General features: G+C 60.9%; 14 protein-coding genes. 1 reads left to right on the forward strand and 13 read right to left on the reverse strand.

The features are described 5' to 3' along the window. Nucleotides 1-61: 61 nt before the first annotated feature. From def to pyrR, 13 genes are all read right to left on the reverse strand, one after another. Entirely contained in the window at nucleotides 62-574 is a 513-nt protein-coding gene (gene def, locus MHY24_RS06955) for a peptide deformylase (RefSeq protein WP_239228827.1), read from the reverse strand. A gap of 99 nt (nucleotides 575-673) precedes the next feature. Next, complete coding sequence (locus MHY24_RS06960) at nucleotides 674-2713, reverse strand: primosomal protein N' (protein WP_239228828.1); 2040 nt, start codon at nucleotides 2711-2713, stop codon at nucleotides 674-676. An 11-nt stretch (nucleotides 2714-2724) separates the two neighbouring features. Then, a complete protein-coding gene (metK, locus tag MHY24_RS06965) occupies nucleotides 2725-3957 on the reverse strand; it encodes a methionine adenosyltransferase (RefSeq protein WP_239228829.1) in 1233 nt (410 codons plus the stop codon). Between the two features lie 108 nt (nucleotides 3958-4065). Beyond that, nucleotides 4066-5313, reverse strand: coding sequence for a bifunctional phosphopantothenoylcysteine decarboxylase/phosphopantothenate--cysteine ligase CoaBC (gene coaBC / locus MHY24_RS06970; protein ID WP_239228830.1), 1248 nt, complete (start codon nucleotides 5311-5313; stop codon nucleotides 4066-4068). A 129-nt stretch (nucleotides 5314-5442) separates the two neighbouring features. After that, nucleotides 5443-5745 carry a DNA-directed RNA polymerase subunit omega gene (gene rpoZ / locus MHY24_RS06975; protein ID WP_005324891.1) on the reverse strand — a complete coding sequence of 101 codons (303 nt, stop codon included), beginning with the start codon at nucleotides 5743-5745 and terminating at the stop codon, nucleotides 5443-5445. 40 nt (nucleotides 5746-5785) lie between these two features. Beyond that, complete coding sequence (gmk, locus tag MHY24_RS06980; protein ID WP_239228831.1) at nucleotides 5786-6355, reverse strand: guanylate kinase; 570 nt, start codon at nucleotides 6353-6355, stop codon at nucleotides 5786-5788. Between the two features lie 8 nt (nucleotides 6356-6363). Continuing rightward, the gene (gene mihF / locus MHY24_RS06985) at nucleotides 6364-6684 is read right to left on the reverse strand and encodes an integration host factor, actinobacterial type (protein ID WP_005328460.1); all 321 of its coding nucleotides are present in this window, start codon (nucleotides 6682-6684) and stop codon (nucleotides 6364-6366) included. 259 nt (nucleotides 6685-6943) lie between these two features. Beyond that, nucleotides 6944-7783 (reverse strand): orotidine-5'-phosphate decarboxylase, encoded by an 840-nt coding sequence (pyrF, locus tag MHY24_RS06990; protein ID WP_239228832.1) that lies wholly within the window; start codon nucleotides 7781-7783, stop codon nucleotides 6944-6946. Next, nucleotides 7767-11108, reverse strand: a complete 3342-nt coding sequence (gene carB, locus MHY24_RS06995; protein ID WP_239228833.1) for a carbamoyl-phosphate synthase large subunit — start codon at nucleotides 11106-11108, stop codon at nucleotides 7767-7769. The genes pyrF and carB overlap by 17 nt, the downstream gene beginning before the upstream one ends. Nucleotides 11109-11133: 25 nt before the next feature. Further along, nucleotides 11134-12315, reverse strand: a complete 1182-nt coding sequence (gene carA / locus MHY24_RS07000) for a glutamine-hydrolyzing carbamoyl-phosphate synthase small subunit (protein WP_239228853.1) — start codon at nucleotides 12313-12315, stop codon at nucleotides 11134-11136. A gap of 23 nt (nucleotides 12316-12338) precedes the next feature. Next, a complete protein-coding gene (locus tag MHY24_RS07005; RefSeq protein ID WP_239228834.1) occupies nucleotides 12339-13676 on the reverse strand; it encodes a dihydroorotase in 1338 nt (445 codons plus the stop codon). Between the two features lie 34 nt (nucleotides 13677-13710). Beyond that, on the reverse strand, nucleotides 13711-14667 hold the full coding sequence (locus MHY24_RS07010) for an aspartate carbamoyltransferase catalytic subunit (protein WP_239228835.1): 957 nt from the start codon (nucleotides 14665-14667) through the stop codon (nucleotides 13711-13713). Between the two features lie 2 nt (nucleotides 14668-14669). Further along, nucleotides 14670-15278 (reverse strand): bifunctional pyr operon transcriptional regulator/uracil phosphoribosyltransferase PyrR, encoded by a 609-nt coding sequence (pyrR, locus tag MHY24_RS07015; RefSeq protein ID WP_239228836.1) that lies wholly within the window; start codon nucleotides 15276-15278, stop codon nucleotides 14670-14672. Between the two features lie 145 nt (nucleotides 15279-15423). Here pyrR and MHY24_RS07020 point away from each other — a divergent pair, with 145 nt between their 5' ends. Next, nucleotides 15424-16779 carry a TIGR01777 family oxidoreductase gene (locus tag MHY24_RS07020; RefSeq protein ID WP_239228837.1) on the forward strand — a complete coding sequence of 452 codons (1356 nt, stop codon included), beginning with the start codon at nucleotides 15424-15426 and terminating at the stop codon, nucleotides 16777-16779. Nucleotides 16780-16814 lie beyond the last annotated feature (35 nt).

The raw sequence follows: 16814 nt of genomic DNA on the forward strand, positions 1-16814 counted from the left end.
TCTTAATATCGTTCAAAATACTAGGCTACAACGCCGCAACGCTGCCGCCACAGCGAGTGGGCTACGAGGCGTTAAACCACTCGGATTCACGGATGGCGCGCATGGTCTCCTTGCGCACTGGTGCCTCCAAGCGTTGTAGGAAGAGCACCCCATCGAGGTGATCGGTCTCATGCTGGATGCACCGAGCCATCAGTCCTGAGGCCACCATGGACACAGGGCGCCCCTCAATATCCAGGCCAGACACAAAAACCCGGTTGAACCGCGTGGTTTCCGCGCTAATCCCCGGAATGGATAGGCATCCTTCCGGGCCTGTTTGCTGCTGCTCTCCCACCGGAGTCCAGACCGGGTTAACAATCGCCCCGCGCAGCCCAGATTGGGTATGCGAGCAGTCATAGACAAAGATGCGCTTCAAAATCCCCACCTGATTAGCCGCCAGCCCTACTCCCCCGGCTTTATCCATGGTCTCGAGCATATCGCTCGCCAAAGCGCGCAGACCGGCATCAAATCTACTAATTTCCTCCGCGCGGCTGCCCAAGACTGGGTCGCCGTAGATACGCAGCTCTCGAAGGGACATGGCAATCACACCTTTCTCATGGCACCGTGACCAAACCGGCCGGTGGTGGCGGCTTCCTCCGTCGAGATTAGCGCATGAGCGCCTACGGCCCCGATATGGCTAACCCACGTGGATGGGGTCAACCACGATGCGCAAAGGCAGGTCATCCTTGCGGGCGCTGCGCGCGGCGTTGGCGCTGCGCAATGCCCGCCCCAATTGGGAACGCGGCCCCAGCGGGGTGCGCACGACCAGTCGCTGCGGTGGGCCAAAGCGCTGGCTATCGTAGTCACCAGGCAGGCTCTGCCCCGGTGGAAGGGGAACTGGGCCCAAGACCTCCGCGTGGTCTGGAAGATCCACAAGCTCGGCAAAGCCATCTAGGGATGCATCCGCACCGTCGATGGCAGCAAAATGCACCGCGGGTGGGAAGCGCACTTCGCGCCGGGCAGCAAGCTCTGCCGCGGCCGCGCCCACCATATCCCAACGCAGGAAATGCTGGACTACGGTAAGAGACTCATCGGCGGCTAGGATTACTCGACCACCCTTGAAATGCGGCTGCACCAAGGTAGCCGCCTGCGCCCACTTCGCTAGGGTATCCTCCGTGGCGCGCAGGTCTTGCCGGTTGAGCAATGCCCCGGCATCCAAGAGCAACGCCGCGCCATAGGCTCCATCGTTTACTCTCGGTTCCGCACCAGGGGTGGCAATGACCAGCGCCGGCGCATTGTCTACCGCATCGAGCACCTTGTTTCCACCCGAGACCACCACCCGCGTATTGGGAAAGGCCCGGCCCATTTCTTCCGCAGTGCGCTCCGAGCCCAACACGATGGCCCGCAGGCGCGGGGACCCGCATTCAGTGCACCGATGCCGCGCCTCAATGCGACCACACCAGCGGCAGGTAGGCATTCCCGCCTCTTCCGAGCCCGCGCTTGCCGACGCCCCCTTGGGCGGCAGCCCCAATGGCCCATTGCAATGCCGGCAGCGAGCCGGCGCTCGGCACTGGCCACAGGCCAAAATGGGTGCATACCCCTTGCGCGGTACCTGCACCAGCACCGGCTCTCCCCTATCCAGCGCCTGGTGGGCGGCTTGGAAGGCCTGCGCCTGTACTTTTGTGGTACCGCCCTGGAGGTCGCGCGCGATAGAAAGACCGAACGACCCCACCGCCTCGATAGCCGGGCAACGCGCCGTTATGGTTTGCTCTTTGGCCACCACGTCGTGCGCCCATCCTGATTCCACGAGGAGCTGTGTCTCCGCCGTCCGCGAATGGTTGGCCAAAACCATGCTGCAGCCTTCGAAGGCTGAGCGGGTGGTGAGTACTTCCCTCGCATGGACATAGGGCTTGAGGTTGTCGACCAAATTATCATTGCCATCATCAAGGATCACCGCCAGCTGCAGGTCTTTGACCGGGGCAAAGGCGGCAGACCTGGTGCCAATGACCACGCGCGCTTGGCCCACTAGTGCGGAGAGATAGCGGCGGTAGCGCGCCTGCGGGCCCATGCTATTAGTCAGCACCGTTATCTGCTTTGCGCCAAGTACCTGGCGAAGCGCGGCGTCTAAGGCATCGACGCTCTTTTGGTCCGGGGCGACGAGGAGAACTCCGCCACCGCCAAGCGCCACTTTGGCAGCGAGTGCAGCCAGCGCATGTGCCCAATCATCGCCCGGGGCGATTTGCCAAGCGGCACGGGCGAGCTTGCCGGCCAGAATCGAATCGACAAAAGCCTCGCCATGCTGGTACGCCGACCACCCTGATAGGTCGGGCTCGCTCGTGGTGCCGAGCTCCTCCCACGGGGTTTCCAGGTCGGATTCCTCCGCCTTGGCGTGCCGCGGCGGGATAGCGGAGCGGATAATGTCTGAGCGCACGCCGCCGTAGCGGTCTGCCAGGGCGTCGCCAAGCCGGGCCAGCTGCGGCGGATAAACCTGGAAGGGTGAGATGATGCGCTCGATAAAGCGCAGGTTGCCCCCAAATTCAGAATCATGCCGGCGTTCTAAGACAATCGCGTCCACCAAGCGCCCGTTGAAGCGGATACGCACCTTAATCCCCGGTTGGACTTCTTCCGAGTCCGCCTCTTCGACGAGGTAATCAAACCCTCGGTCTAGGTGCGCAACCCCTAAAAGAGGCAACACCCGCGCAACCGGCTTCCGGGTGGCGGGTGTTTTCTTAGGCATAGGCCTCGATTCTACAGACCAGCGGCAGCACGCAATGCTTCCACTCGGTTCAACTGCTCCCACGGCAGCTCAACGTCGGTGCGACCAAAGTGTCCGTAGGCGGCAGTTTGCGCATAGATGGGGCGCAATAGGTCGAGCTCGCGAATGATAGCGGCCGGGCGCAGGTCAAATACCTGATCTACCGCAGCCTGGATATTCGCATCGCTCAGGCCTTCCTTGGCGGTACCGAAGGTCTCCACGTACAAGCCGACCGGCTTGGCGCGGCCGATTGCATAAGCCACCTGAACCTCAGCGCGATCTGCCAAGCCCGCGGCCACGATATTCTTAGCCACCCAGCGCATGGCATAAGCAGCGGAACGGTCCACCTTGCTCGGGTCCTTGCCAGAGAACGCGCCGCCGCCGTGGCGAGCCATGCCGCCGTAGGTATCGACGATGATCTTGCGGCCGGTAAGACCGGCATCGCCCATCGGACCGCCAAGGATGAAGGAACCGGAAGGGTTGACCAACAAGGTCGTGTCTTCGGTGTAGTACTTCTCCAAGCCGGCGTCCTTGATAACCCATTCCAGGACCTCACTGCGCAAGGGGCCTTCCAACCAAGCGCTATCGACCTCGGCATCGTGCTGCGTGGAAATGACCACGGTATCCAGGTGGGACGGCTCATTGTCGTCGGTGTAGGCAAAGGTCACCTGGGTCTTGCCATCCGGGCGGAGGTGATCGACGATACCTTCCTTGCGCACCTGCGTCAGGCGGCGGGACAGGCGGTGCGCCAAAGCGATGGGCAGTGGCATGTACTCAGCGGTCTCATTGGAGGCATAGCCGAACATCAGACCCTGGTCGCCTGCGCCAGCGGTATCGTTTTCGGCGTCATAGTCCTCGTCATGGGCGCGGGCTTCAGTGGAGTTGTCTACTCCAGCGCCAATTTCCTGGGACTGCTCGCCAATGGCGATATTCACGCCACAGGTGTTGCCATCAAAGCCGACTTCCGAAGAAGTAAAGCCGATGGATTTAAGTGTGTCACGCACCAGCGCCGGGATTTCTACGTATGCCTCGGTGCGAACCTCGCCCACCACGTGAACCTGGCCGGTGGTCACCAACGTCTCGACGGCGACTCGGGATGCTGGATCCTTTTCCAGCAGGGCATCAAGGATGGCGTCAGAAATGGCGTCACAAATCTTATCGGGATGGCCTTCCGTAACGGACTCGCTGGTAAAAAGACGAGTTGCCACTGCAGCGTTATCAGTCACAAAAACTTCCTTCGTTCTCACTGTTGATTCGATGCTGTGGGTTTCTACGCCCAAGCCTAATACCTCGCAATCCTAGACCAAGCGGTCTATAAATGCAATTTTAGTTGTCTACACCTGAAACATTTCATTCACGGCCAAAAGAATCTGAGCGGCGACAACCTGCTTCGAGCCATGCTCCACGCGTTGTGGCGCGCTATCCGGACGTAAAATCCATCCCTCATTGGACTTTTGGCCAAAGGTTCTTCCGCGCCCGACCTCATTGGCCATGAGCACGTCGCAGCCCTTACGCGCAAACTTCTCCTGGGCATAGTCCAAGGCGGACTTCTGGGCATCACCGGTTTCGGCGGCGAACCCCACAATTACGCACTCGGCAGGGACCTCCGAGCGCTCGCGCGCAGCGACGAGCCCTTTGAGCACATCCGGGTTTTCCACCAGATGGAGCGTCGAGAGTGCATCGTCTGCCTGTCCCTTCTTCATCTTTGATTCGGCAACCTCCGCGGGACGGAAGTCAGAGACTGCAGCGGCCATGATCACCACGTCCGCATCGCGGGACTCCTCGCGCATGGCATCCTCCAACTCACGGGTGGAGACAATGTGCCGTAGCTTCGCGCCGCTTGGCACAGGAAGCTGGGCGGTATTACCCGCAACGATGGTGACCTCGGCGCCCATCTGGGCGGCCCATTCCGCGAGCGCGAATCCCTGCCTGCCGGAAGAGCGATTGCCCAAGTATCGGACCGGATCAAGTTCTTCCTGGGTACCGCCGGCTGATATGACGACCTTCTTGCCCTGCCAGGTGTGCTGCACTCGATAGCCCGCCAGTTCAGTACGGACAATCTCCGCGATCTGTTCTGGCTCCGGCAGACGACCTGGGCCAGAATCCTTGCCGGTAAGGCGGCCGTGGGCGGGCTCGATGACGGTGATACCGCGGCGTCGCAAAGTAGCCACGTTGTCCTGCGTAGCGGGGTTATGCCACATCTCAGTGTGCATGGCCGGGGCCACAATAACCGGGCACGTCGCGACCAATACGGTCGCCGTGAGCAAATCGTCTGCTCGGCCTGCAGCCAAGCGCGCGATAAGATCCGCGGTGGCGGGCGCAATGACCACAGCATCCGCATGCTGTCCTACGTTGACGTGCTGCACCTCATCCACGGCCTCAAACACGCTCGTGGCGACGGGGTGGCCGGATAGAGCCTCAAACGTAGCCGCACCCACGAAGTTCAGTGCACTTTCCGTGGGGACAACGCGAACGTCATCGCCCGCTTCCTTGAGATTGCGCACGAGGTGGCACGCCTTGTAGGCCGCGATGCCGCCAGCGACGCCGAGAACAATATTGCGAGAGGAATCTTTATCAGTCACACCGCACGATGGTACCTGCCGACATAGAGAAAGGCTCCACCCGCCGCAACCAAGAGGTACACCCCAATTCGGGAATGCACTTCCGTGGCGGCGCGTGGAGCCTTAAAGCTATTACACGCTTAGTGCTAGCTACTTGCCTTCCTCGTGGTCAAGCAGGCCAGCATCAATCTCGCGCAATGCGATGGACAAAGGCTTTTCGCCTGGCTCTGGGGTAACCAGCGGGCCTACGAACTCGAAGACACCTTCATCCTGCTCTTGGTAGTAGCTATTGATCTGGCGTGCGCGCTTAGCGGCAAAGATGACCAAAGCGTACTTAGAGGAAACCTTGTCCAAAAGCTCATCGATCGGGGGATCGGTAATGCCGATCGGATCATCAAATACTGGTTCCGCCTTTGCGGCTTCAGTGTTAGAAGGGGTGGTCACGTTAGTCACATGCACCTTTACATTGATTGAAGATGGTCAAAAAGGAGGTCTATGCCCGCAGGATATCACTAATGGCAGATACTGCCTCGTCCAGATCCTCGTTCACAACGACGTGGTCGAACTCGTCCTGTGCGGCTAGTTCCTCATGCGCAGTTTGCAACCTACGGTCAATGACGTCTTGCGGCTCGGTAGCGCGGCCGGTGAGCCGCTCCACAAGTACCTCCCATGATGGGGGTGCCAAAAAGACCAGGTCTGCCTCCGGCAGTGCTTTCTTTACACTCCGGGCACCCGCGAGATCCACCTCAACGAGTACTGGGCGGCCAGCGGCCAAAGCTTCCTCTACCGGCTGGGCGGGCGTTCCAGAGCGTTGCAATCCGCCGTGGATATCAGCCCATTCGAGCATCTCCCCGGCATCAATTCGCTCCTGGAAGGTTTCTGGGGTGACGAAGAAATAATCGACACCGTCCTGCTCCCCGGGGCGGGGCTGGCGCGTGGTCATAGACACGCTGAAGTACAGCCCCTCGACGTCACTGCGCAGACGCGAAACTACGGTGGATTTTCCCACTGCGGAAGGCCCCGCCAGAACGACGAGGCGCCCGCGTGCAGTTGCGTCAGCCATGGTTGTGACTATTCGCCGTAACCGAAACGCTCGAGGAGAGCACGACGCTGACGCTCACCCAGGCCGCGCAGACGACGGGTCTGAGCAATCTCCAGGTCTTCCATGATTTCCTTAGCCTTGACCTTGCCAACCTTCGGCAGAGCCTCGAGGAGCGCAGAAACCTTGGTCTTGCCGATGATCTCATCGGTCTCAGCCTTTTCGAGCACGTCTTTCAGGTCGGTCTCGCCGCGCTTGAGCGCAGCCTTGAGCTCGGCGCGAGCCTTGCGGGCCTCAGCGGCCTTTGCGAGAGCTTCCTTGCGCTGCTCATCAGTCAACTTTGGAAGGGCCACGGGTTTCCTCCGATTCATTAGATTGATTCTGTTACGTCTAGTACTTGGTACCAGATTACGGTTGCCTAACGCAGTTAATACACCGCGGAAAGTTATTAATAACCTTCGAGCAAACCGACTTCTGGTAATCCTAGCACTGCTCATTGAACGGTGACGATTAACGGGTCCAAAAGCACGCCTATTTTAGCACGTCACCGCACATACCTTAAACAAAGTACCAGGTAAACGGCGCGGCTGTTAATCAGCCGCGCCGCCCCTATTAGTCCCGGAACTCTGCCACTACCTGAGCAACCGCTTTGCGCAGGTCAGCGACACCAGGACCTTGCTCGAGTACTGCTCGAGACACATTGGCGAATCCCAGCGATGGATGAGCAGAAACAATGCCGTTCACCTGCTTTGGGCCAGCGCCCTGGGCGCCAACGCCGGGCAGAAGAACCGGACCATTGAGCGCATCGAGGCGCGGCGGATTGTCCAACGTAGCGCCGACGACTACGCCGACATCGCCCGGCTTGCCAGACTTGTGCGCCTCGACATTGAACGCGGCGCATTCATCGACGACGCCTTGAGCGATGGTGCTCTCCTCGCCCACCGGGACCGATTGGATGGCACGTGCCTCCGGGTTGGAGGTAGCCGCCAGGACGAATACACCGCGGCCGGTTTCTTCGGCCTTGGTGAATACCGGCCCCAAGGCGCCAACGCCTAGATAGGGGGACACTGTCACGGAGTCTGCGCGCAGCGGCGAACTATCGCCGAGCCACGCATCTGCATAGCCGGCCATGGTGGAGCCAATATCGCCGCGCTTGGCATCGGCAACAGTAAGGCACCCCGCTTCCCGCAGGGAAGCCAGGACTTCTTCTAGGACCGCAAAGCCCTGGGAGCCAAAGCGCTCAAAGAAGGCAACCTGTGGTTTTACCAAGGCGGCGGTATCGCTAAAGGCTTCAACGCAGCGCATGCTAAAGGTCCGCAGACCTTCAGCGGTAGGCTCCAGTCCCCACTTGTCCAAGAGATATGGGTGTGGGTCGATGCCAACGCACAGGCGCCCACGTTCCTGACCGGCTTCTTCTAGCCGCTCGCCAAATCCTTTAGTGCTGTGGGCCATGCTCAAGCTCCTGGAGTGCGCGTACCTGCAGGTTGCCAATGCGCATAGCTTCGATGCCCTGAACAGCTGCGGTTACACCCTGCACGGTGGTCACCAGTGGGATCTCCATGTGTACGGCGGCGGCGCGGATATCGTAGCCATCGTGGCGGGCACCGGCGGAGCCAGCTGGAGTATTAAGAATCCAGTCGATTTCGCCGTTGAAAATCTTATCCACGATGGACTCTTCGCCTTCCTTGGCCTCAGAGACCTTGGCGGCAACCTCGCACTCGATACCGTTGCGGCGCAGCATCTGGGCGGTGCCGGCGGTAGCGACGATGTTGTAGCCCATGTTGGCCAGGCGCTGAATCGGGAAGATCAGGGTGCGCTTGTCGCGGTTGGCAACAGAAACGAAGACGGTGCCCTCCGTGGGCGGCACGGCGAAGGCTGCAATTTCGCCCTTGGCATAGGCCGCGCCAAAGTTGGTAGCCAAGCCCATGATCTCACCGGTGGACTTCATCTCTGGCGAGAGCAGCGTATCGAGCAGGCTGCCATCGGGACGGCGGAAGCGGTTGAATGGCAAGACTGCTTCCTTGACGGCAATCGGGTGCTCCAGCGGCAAAGAACCACCGTCGTATTCGGAAGGAATCATGCCTTCGGCGCGCAGGTCGGCGATGCTCGAGCCCATCATGACGCGAGAAGCTGCCTTTGCCAGTGGTACGCCGGTGGCCTTGGAGACGAACGGCACGGTACGGGAAGCACGTGGGTTGGCCTCGATGACGTAGAGGATGTCATCCTTCAAGGCGAACTGGACGTTCATCAGGCCCTTGACGCCAATGCCCTCGGCGAGCAAGCGGGTGGACGTGCGGACCTTTTCAATGTCCTCGGGTCCGAGCGTCATCGGTGGCAGAGCACAGGAGGAGTCACCGGAGTGAATACCGGCCTCCTCGATGTGCTCCATGACGCCGCCCAGGTAGACCTCGTTGCCGTCGCACAGTGCATCAACGTCAATCTCGATGGCGGAATCCAGGAAGCGGTCCACCAGAACCGGGTGGTCCGGAGACAGCTCGGTGGCACGCTCGATGTAGTCTTCCAGCGCCTTTTCGTCGTAGACGATTTCCATACCGCGGCCGCCCAGCACGTAGGACGGACGAACCAGTACTGGGTAGCCGATGGAGGAAGCAACCTCGCGGGCCTCCGCGAAGGAGGTGGCGGTGCCGTATTCCGGTGCTGCCAATTCTGCCTCATCGAGGACCTTGCCAAATTCGCCGCGGTCCTCGGCAGAGTCGATAGCTGCGGGGCTGGTGCCCACAACCGGAACGCCTGCCTCCTCCAGGCGGGCAGCGAGGCCCAGCGGAGTCTGGCCACCTAGCTGGACAATCACACCGGCGACGTCACCGGAAGCGGCCTCCGCGTGGTAGACCTCCATAACGTCCTCGAAGGTCAGCGGCTCGAAGTAGAGGCGGTCTGCGGTGTCATAGTCGGTGGAGACGGTCTCCGGGTTGCAGTTGACCATGACGGTCTCATAGCCCTGCTCCGAAAGCTCAAGGGCCGCGTGAACACAGGAGTAGTCAAACTCGATACCTTGACCAATGCGGTTCGGTCCGGAGCCCAAAATGATGACCTTGCCCTTAGAGCCTTCCGGTGCCGGGCGAACCTCGGTCTCGGCATCCGGGTCGAGCTCATAGGAGCTGTAGTGGTACGGGGTTTGTGCCTCGAATTCGCCGGCACAGGTATCTACGGTCTTGTACACGGGGCGAATGCCCATGCGCCAGCGCAGGCTGCGTACGCCATCCTCGCCGTTGAATTCGGGGCGAAGGGCGGCAATCTGGGCGTCGGAAAGCCCAAAGACCTTGGCCTCGCGCAGCAGCTCCTCGGTGAGCACTGGGGCGTCGATAAGCTCCTGGCGGAAGGCCACCAACGTGGCCAGCTCAGCGATGAACCATGGGTCAACGCCGGAAGCCTCGTGGACCTCGTCCACAGAGGCTCCAAGGCGAAGGGCCAGCTCGATGTCGTACATGCGGCCCTCGGTTGGGCGCTCCAGATCCTTGAGCACGGCCTGCAGGTCGGTGGCACGCTCGCCGGCGAAGTACTCATCCGGCTTGGTCCAGAAGCCATTGGGCTTGTTTTCCAAAGAACGCATGACCTTGTTCAGGCCCGCGATGTAGTTACGACCGATGCCCATGGCCTCGCCCACGGACTTCATGGTGGTGGTCAAGGTGTCGTCAGCACCTGGGAACTTCTCAAAAGCAAAGCGTGGGGCCTTGACAATGACGTAGTCCAGGGTCGGCTCGAAGGCTGCCTTGGTCTCGCCGGTGATGTCGTTTTGTACCTCGTCCAAGGTGTAGCCAATGGCGAGCTTGGCCGCCAGCTTGGCAATCGGGAAACCGGTGGCCTTGGAGGCCAGTGCGGAGGAACGGGACACGCGCGGGTTCATCTCGATGACGATGATGCGGCCGTCTTCCGGGTTAACCGCGAACTGGATATTACAGCCGCCAGTATCGACGCCGACCTCGCGGATGATGGCAATGCCCAAGTCACGCATCTTCTGGAACTCACGGTCAGTAAGCGTCAGCGCCGGGGCGACGGTGACGGAATCGCCGGTGTGCACGCCTAGGGCATCGACGTTTTCGATGGAGGCAACGACCACGACGTTGTCATCGCCATCGCGCATGAGCTCGAGCTCGTATTCCTTCCAGCCCAGGATGGATTCCTCAATGAGCACGTTGGCCTCAGGGGACGCGGCCAAGCCGCCGCCGGCAATGCGGTCCAGGTCCTCATTATTGAAGGCCAGACCGGAGCCCAAGCCACCCATGGTGAAGGAGGGGCGGACTACGACGGGCAGGCCGAGCTTATCGACGGTCTCGTGGACCTCATCCATGTTGTGGCACACAGCGGAGCGGGCGGACTCACCGCCGATGGAGGCTACGATGTCCTTGAACTTCTGGCGGTCCTCGCCGCGCTCGATGGCGTCAATATCGGCGCCGATGAGCTCGATGCCGTACTTGTCCAAAATTCCTTGGCGGTCGAGCTGAACAGCGGCGTTCAGCGCGGTCTGGCCGCCCAGGGTAGCCAGCACGGCGTCGATGGGGTGTCCCTCTTCGCGCTCCTTGACCAGAATCTTTTCGATGTATTCCGGCTCAATGGGCTCCACGTAGGTGTGGTCCGCAAACTCAGGGTCGGTCATGATGGTGGCCGGGTTGGAGTTGACCAGCGTTACGCGCAGGCCCTCCTCCTTGAGCACGCGGCAGGCCTGGGTACCGGAGTAGTCGAACTCACAAGCCTGGCCGATGACGATCGGGCCGGAGCCGATGACCAGGACGTGGTTGATGTCGTTGCGCTTTGGCATAGTTATTCTTCCTTTTCCTGGTTGTCTACTTATTTGGGGTGTGGTTAGCCATCAGTTCTTCAAACTGATCAAATAGCGGGTTGGCATCGTGCGGGCCGGCCGCGGATTCTGGGTGATACTGCACGGAGTAGGCCATGCCGTTGCGCAATGCCACGCCCTCGACAGTGTCGTCGTTGAGGCAGATGTGGGTGACCTGCGCGGGACCGAAATCGGTAGCGAACTCGGCGTCCTTGCTGTTGAGGTCATAGCCTTCCGGAGCCTTCAGCGCGAAGCCGTGATTCTGAGAGGTGATATCAATCTTGCCGGTCACGTTATTGCGCACCGGCACGTTGATGCCACGGTGGCCGAACTTCATCTTGTAGGTGTCCAGGCCAAGCGCGCGGCCCAGGAGCTGGTTGCCAAAGCAAATGCCGAAGAACGGAATCTTGGCTTCGAGCACCTGCTTGATGATGCCCACCATTTCATCGGCGGTAGCCGGGTCGCCCGGGCCGTTGGAGACGAAGACGCCATCCGGGTTATAGGACTTCACCTTGTCAAAGGAGGTATTTGCGGGCACGACGATGGTTTCGATGCCGCGCTGGGAAAAGTGGCGCGGGGTTGCGGTCTTCACGCCCATGTCGAAGGCAACGACGGTGTACTTCTTCTCCCCTACGGCCTCGACCGTGTACGGCTCGTCGGTAGATACCTCTGCGGCTAGGTCGGCGCCTTCCATGGAGTCCTGGGACTTAACTTCCTTGAGCAACTCCTCGACCGGGCGCTTTGCATCTTCGCCGGAGAACAGGCCGGCGGCAATGGAGCCGTAGTTGCGCAGGTGGCGAACCAAGGTGCGGGTATCGATGCCGCGGATGCCAATGACACCCTGCTTTTCCATCTCTTCGCTCAGGCTGCGCTCTGCACGCCAGTTGGATACGCGCTGCGCGAGGTCGCGGATGACGAGGCCCGCAACCCAGATGTGGTTGCCGTGGGACTCATTGTCCTCGTCGTTCCAACCGGTATTGCCAATGTGCGGCGCTGCGGAAACCACAATCTGGCGGTGGTAAGACGGGTCCGTCATGGTCTCCTGGTAGCCGGTCATCGCCGTGGTGAATACGGCCTCGCCCAAGGTGGTGCCGGTGGCGCCAAAGCCATAACCGCGGAAGGTACGCCCGTCCGCGAGAACGAGGATTGCTGGGGTTCTATCAGTCACGTCGTGGCCTTTCTCTGCCATATAGGTGGTCTCAGTGTGCAAGGTTAGTCTTCTTCGGAGGCTGCCAAGTCAAAAGTGACGGCACCTCGCAAAATGGTGTGGGTAACACGGGCGCCAAATTCTTCGCCAGCGTACGGGTTGTTTTCGGACTTGGAGGCCAGCTTGGCGGAATCAGAAACCCAGTGGTGGTCTGGGTCCACGATGGTCAAGTTAGCTGGCTCGCCCTCCGCGATGGGGCGGCCATGGCCCGGCAGGCGGGTGATTTCTGCGGGGCGCTCGGACATCACGCGGGCGACAAAGCGCCAATCGGCCAGGCCGGTCTCGACGAAAATCTTGGCGATGACAGCCAAGGAAGATTCCAGTCCCAACATGCCAGGGCGGGCGTTTTCAAACTCCACGCACTTGTCTTCGGAGCCGTGCGGGGCGTGGTCGGTGGCAACGCAGTCGATGGTGCCGTTGAGCAGCGCCTCGCGCAGCGCCTCGGTATCGCGCTGTTCGCGCAGCGGCGGGTTGACGCGGAAGAGGCCATCGTAGGTGCGCAGCTTGTCATCGGTCATCAATAGGTGGTGCGGGGTTACCTCGGCGGTGAGAGGAATATCCTGCTCCTTCGCCCACTTCAGCAGCTCCACGGTGCCCTGGGTCGAGGCGTGGCAGATGTGCACGCGGTTGCCGTAGTCGCGCGCCAATAGGGCGTCGCGGGCCACGATGGATTCCTCGGCCACGCGCGGCCAGCCGCGCAGGCCGAGCCTGGCCGCGGTCTCGCCTTCATGGGCGGAAGCGCCGCCGGTCATGCGGTCATCCTCGGCGTGCTGAGCCAGCAGCACGTCCATGCCCTTGGCGTATTCCAAAGCACGACGCATTAGCTGCGGATCCTGGACGCACTTGCCGTCATCGGAGAACATGCGCACCTTGGCGTCCGAACGAGCCATCATGCCGAACTCTGTAAGGGTCTTGCCTTCCAAGCCCTTGGTAATGGAGCCCACCGGGTGGACGTCGCACAGCGCCAGTGCTTGGGACTTGGCCCATACGGACTCAGCGATGATCGGCTGGTCGGTCACTGGGTTGGTATTAGCCATGGTGAACACTGCAGTGAAACCGCCTTTGGCGGCAGCCTTGGAGCCGGTCTCGATGGTCTCGGTATCCTCGCGACCAGGCTCGCGCAGGTGCACGTGCATATCCACCAGACCTGGCAAGAGCACGTTGCCCTGGCCGTCGATGACCTGTGCATCCTCGGCTTCTGCCGTGGCGCCGATGGCAGCGATGATGCCGTCCTTGACCACGACATCGGTGGGCTCACCTTCGCCGTAGAGGCGCACATTCTTAATCACCAGTGGGGATTCCGCCGGCGCGGAAAGGCGACCGGTTTCCGGGTAAGTAGTCATTGTCTCTCCCTATAGTTGAGTGTGGGCCGCGGTTTTAGATGCCGGCGTTTCCGCCATTGGTCAGCAGGGTAAACAGCACCGCCATGCGGGCGTGTACACCGTTGTGTACCTGCTGTAGGACCGCAGTTTTGTCCAAATCTGCGACGCCATAGTTAATCTCCATGCCGCGCAGCATCGGGCCTGGGTGCATGACGATGGCGTCCTTGTGCATGGCCGCCGCGCGGTCTTTAGACAGACCAAAGAGGTTGGCGTATTCGCGGTGGGAGGGGAAAAAGCCGCCATTCATGCGCTCTTGCTGCACGCGCAGCATCATGATGACATCGGCGTCTGCGACTTCCGCATCAAAGTCATACGACACACGCACCGGCCAATTCTCTACCCCAAAGGGCATGAGGGTGGCTGGGCCCACGAGAGTTACCTCAGCGCCGAGAGTGTTAAGCAAATCTACGTTGGAGCGCACGACGCGCGAGTGCAGGCAATCGCCCACAATCTTTACCTTCAGGCCGGCAAAGCCTTCGTCACTGTGCAGTCCCAGGCGCTGGCGCATCGTGACGGCGTCGAGAAGCGCCTGCGTTGGGTGCTGGTGCGCGCCGTCGCCCGCGTTGATCACTGAAGGTCCCTTGCCGTTAGGGGCTACCCACTGGGCCAGCTGCTGCGGCGCACCAGAGGAAGGGTGGCGCATGATGATCGCATCGGCGCCGATGGCGGCCAAGGTAAGGCCCGTATCCTTCAGGGACTCGCCCTTCTTTACCGAGGAGGTAGAGGCGGACAGGTTAATGACGTCCGCGGACATCCACTTGCCGGCCGTTTCAAAGGAAGAGCGGGTGCGGGTGGAGTTTTCATAAAAGAGGGTATAAATGGTCCGGCCCCGCAGGGTCGGCAGCTTCTTTACCTCGCGGCCTTCGAGGGCCTCGCGGAAGCGATCCGCTTCATCCATTAGACCGATAATTTCGCTTCGGTCCAGCTCTGCCATATCGATGAGGTGCTTCATGGTTATGCCTCCCCCGTTTCAGAGCCAGCTCCACTAGTAGTAGCGGCGGCTCGGGTCAATACGACCGCATCCCGGCCGTCAATCTCGCTGTTGTATACGGTGACATCTTCTTCTCGCGCGGTGGGCAGATTCTTACCCACATAATCGGCGCGGATAGGAACCTCGCGGTGGCCGCGATCTACCAGGACGGCCAGCTGAATGATGTCCGGACGGCCTACGTCACTCAACGCGTCCAAGGCGGCGCGGATAGTGCGGCCGGAATACAGCACATCATCGACCAAAATAACAGTGGCGCTATCGATGCCACCGGTGGGAATGGTCGTCGGTTGGAGTGCGCGATGCGGCTTTCCTAGCAGGTCATCGCGGTAGAGAGTGATATCGAGGGAGCCCCATGGGACTGCAACCCCGGAAAATTCTTCAATCTTGTGCGCTAGGCGCTGAGCAAGGGGCACGCCACCAGAGGGAATGCCAAGCAGAATGACCCGCGGTGCGTCCGCGGAATCGAGCGCCGTTTTTTCAATGATCTGGTGCGCGATGCGTGCAACGGTACGCGAAACATCATCGGAGCTTAAAAGCTCTAGCTTGTTCGCGGTAGCGTCAGTTCCACTCATCGTGACCTCCTTCCCCGCCTCACGGTGCGGTCTTTAAAGGATGCCGGTTGATGGTCTCAAAAATGTCTATGCTGTTAGACACAAGATACTCTAGCACCTTCCCCACCATTTGGGTGAGGGCGAAAAGAAGGAGGCACTTCACACAGTGAGTTTTTCCGCCGAACACATAGTCCCCGCCCCGCGCGAGCAGGTCTGGCAATGGCATACCCGCCAAGGCGCTTTAACCCGTCTGAACGCCCCCTTTGCATTCATGAAGCCCATCCAGCAGGCAGAGAATCTGGGCGATGGCACCTCCATCCTGGGCCTTCCGGGAGGCCTGCGCTGGACCGCGCAGCATAGACTTTCCCAGTACCGCGAGGGCTATGAGTTCACCGATGTGTGCGTAAACTCCCCCATTCGCAAATTTGCCACATGGCAACACCATCACACCTTTGCGGATCACCCGGACGGCACGCTCGTACGCGATGAAGTTACTACCCGCATCCCTTCGGCGGCACTGGAATCGGTCTTTGCTTATCGACAGCACCAGCTCATTGAGGATCTTTCCTTTCTCCAGCGGCTTGCCGACGCCTCCTTAAACACCCAACCACTAACCATCGCCATGACCGGCTCCCGCGGCAGCGTGGGCGCAGCGCTCACCGCACAACTGCGCACCGCCGGGCACACGGTGATCCAGCTCGTGCGCGGCACGGCCAGCAAAGGTCAGCGCACCTGGCGCCCGGAGCAGCCCGATCCCGACCTCCTGCGCGGCGTCGACGTCCTCGTCCACCTGGCGGGCGAGCCCATCTTCGGCCGCTTCAATGACGAGCACAAGGCCGCCATCCGCGATTCCCGCGTTGGCCCCACCGAGCGCCTAGCCCGTCTAGCGGGCACCACGGATTCCGTCCGCACCATGGTTTGCGCCTCTGCCGTGGGCTACTACGGCTCCGACCGCGGCGATGAGATTCTCACCGAAGACTCCGCACCTGGCGAGGGCTTCCTCGCAGACGTCGTAGTCGACTGGGAGCGCGCCTGCGAGCCCGCCCGCGCCGCGGGCACCCGCGTGGTCAATATTCGTACCGGCATCGCCATGTCGGGCGGTTCCGGCCTCCTGCCACTGCTGCGCGCCCTCTTCTCTACCGGCCTAGGCGGCCCCTTCGGCGACGGTGAGTTCTGGTTCAGCTGGGTCGCCCTCGATGACCTGACGGATGCCTACTTCCGCGCCATCGTGGACGATTCGCTGGAAGGCCCGGTCAATGCGGCCTCGCCTAACCCGGTGCTCAATAAGGACTTCGTCAAAGCCCTTGGTGCCGAACTACACCGTCCGGCATTGCTCCCCGTTCCGCCCTTCGGTCCCGCAATCTTGCTGGGCAAGGAAGGCGCCCAAGAGTTGGCCTTGGCGCAACAACGCGTAAGCCCCACGGTTCTACACAAAATCGGGCATACGTTCCGCTACCCCACGATCGACACTGCTCTCGCCCACGAACTTGGCGGCGAGCGCCTATGGAGTCCCAGTAACTAGATAAGAACTTAGGTAAACTAGCAAAGGTTGACCTT

It is taken from the genome of Corynebacterium sp. ACRPQ, assembly GCF_022347225.1.
Classification (GTDB): domain Bacteria; phylum Actinomycetota; class Actinomycetes; order Mycobacteriales; family Mycobacteriaceae; genus Corynebacterium; species Corynebacterium tuberculostearicum_D.

Coding starts and splice junctions, on each gene's coding strand:
- def (WP_239228827.1), bottom strand. CDS start 574: ATGTCCCTTCGAGAGCTGCGTATCTACGGCGACCCAGTCTTGGGCAGC.
- MHY24_RS06960 (WP_239228828.1), bottom strand. CDS start 2,713: ATGCCTAAGAAAACACCCGCCACCCGGAAGCCGGTTGCGCGGGTGTTG.
- gmk (WP_239228831.1), bottom strand. CDS start 6,355: ATGGCTGACGCAACTGCACGCGGGCGCCTCGTCGTTCTGGCGGGGCCT.
- pyrF (WP_239228832.1), bottom strand. CDS start 7,783: ATGGCCCACAGCACTAAAGGATTTGGCGAGCGGCTAGAAGAAGCCGGT.
- carB (WP_239228833.1), bottom strand. CDS start 11,108: ATGCCAAAGCGCAACGACATCAACCACGTCCTGGTCATCGGCTCCGGC.
- carA (WP_239228853.1), bottom strand. CDS start 12,315: ATGGCAGAGAAAGGCCACGACGTGACTGATAGAACCCCAGCAATCCTC.
- MHY24_RS07005 (WP_239228834.1), bottom strand. CDS start 13,676: ATGACTACTTACCCGGAAACCGGTCGCCTTTCCGCGCCGGCGGAATCC.
- MHY24_RS07010 (WP_239228835.1), bottom strand. CDS start 14,667: ATGAAGCACCTCATCGATATGGCAGAGCTGGACCGAAGCGAAATTATC.
- pyrR (WP_239228836.1), bottom strand. CDS start 15,278: ATGAGTGGAACTGACGCTACCGCGAACAAGCTAGAGCTTTTAAGCTCC.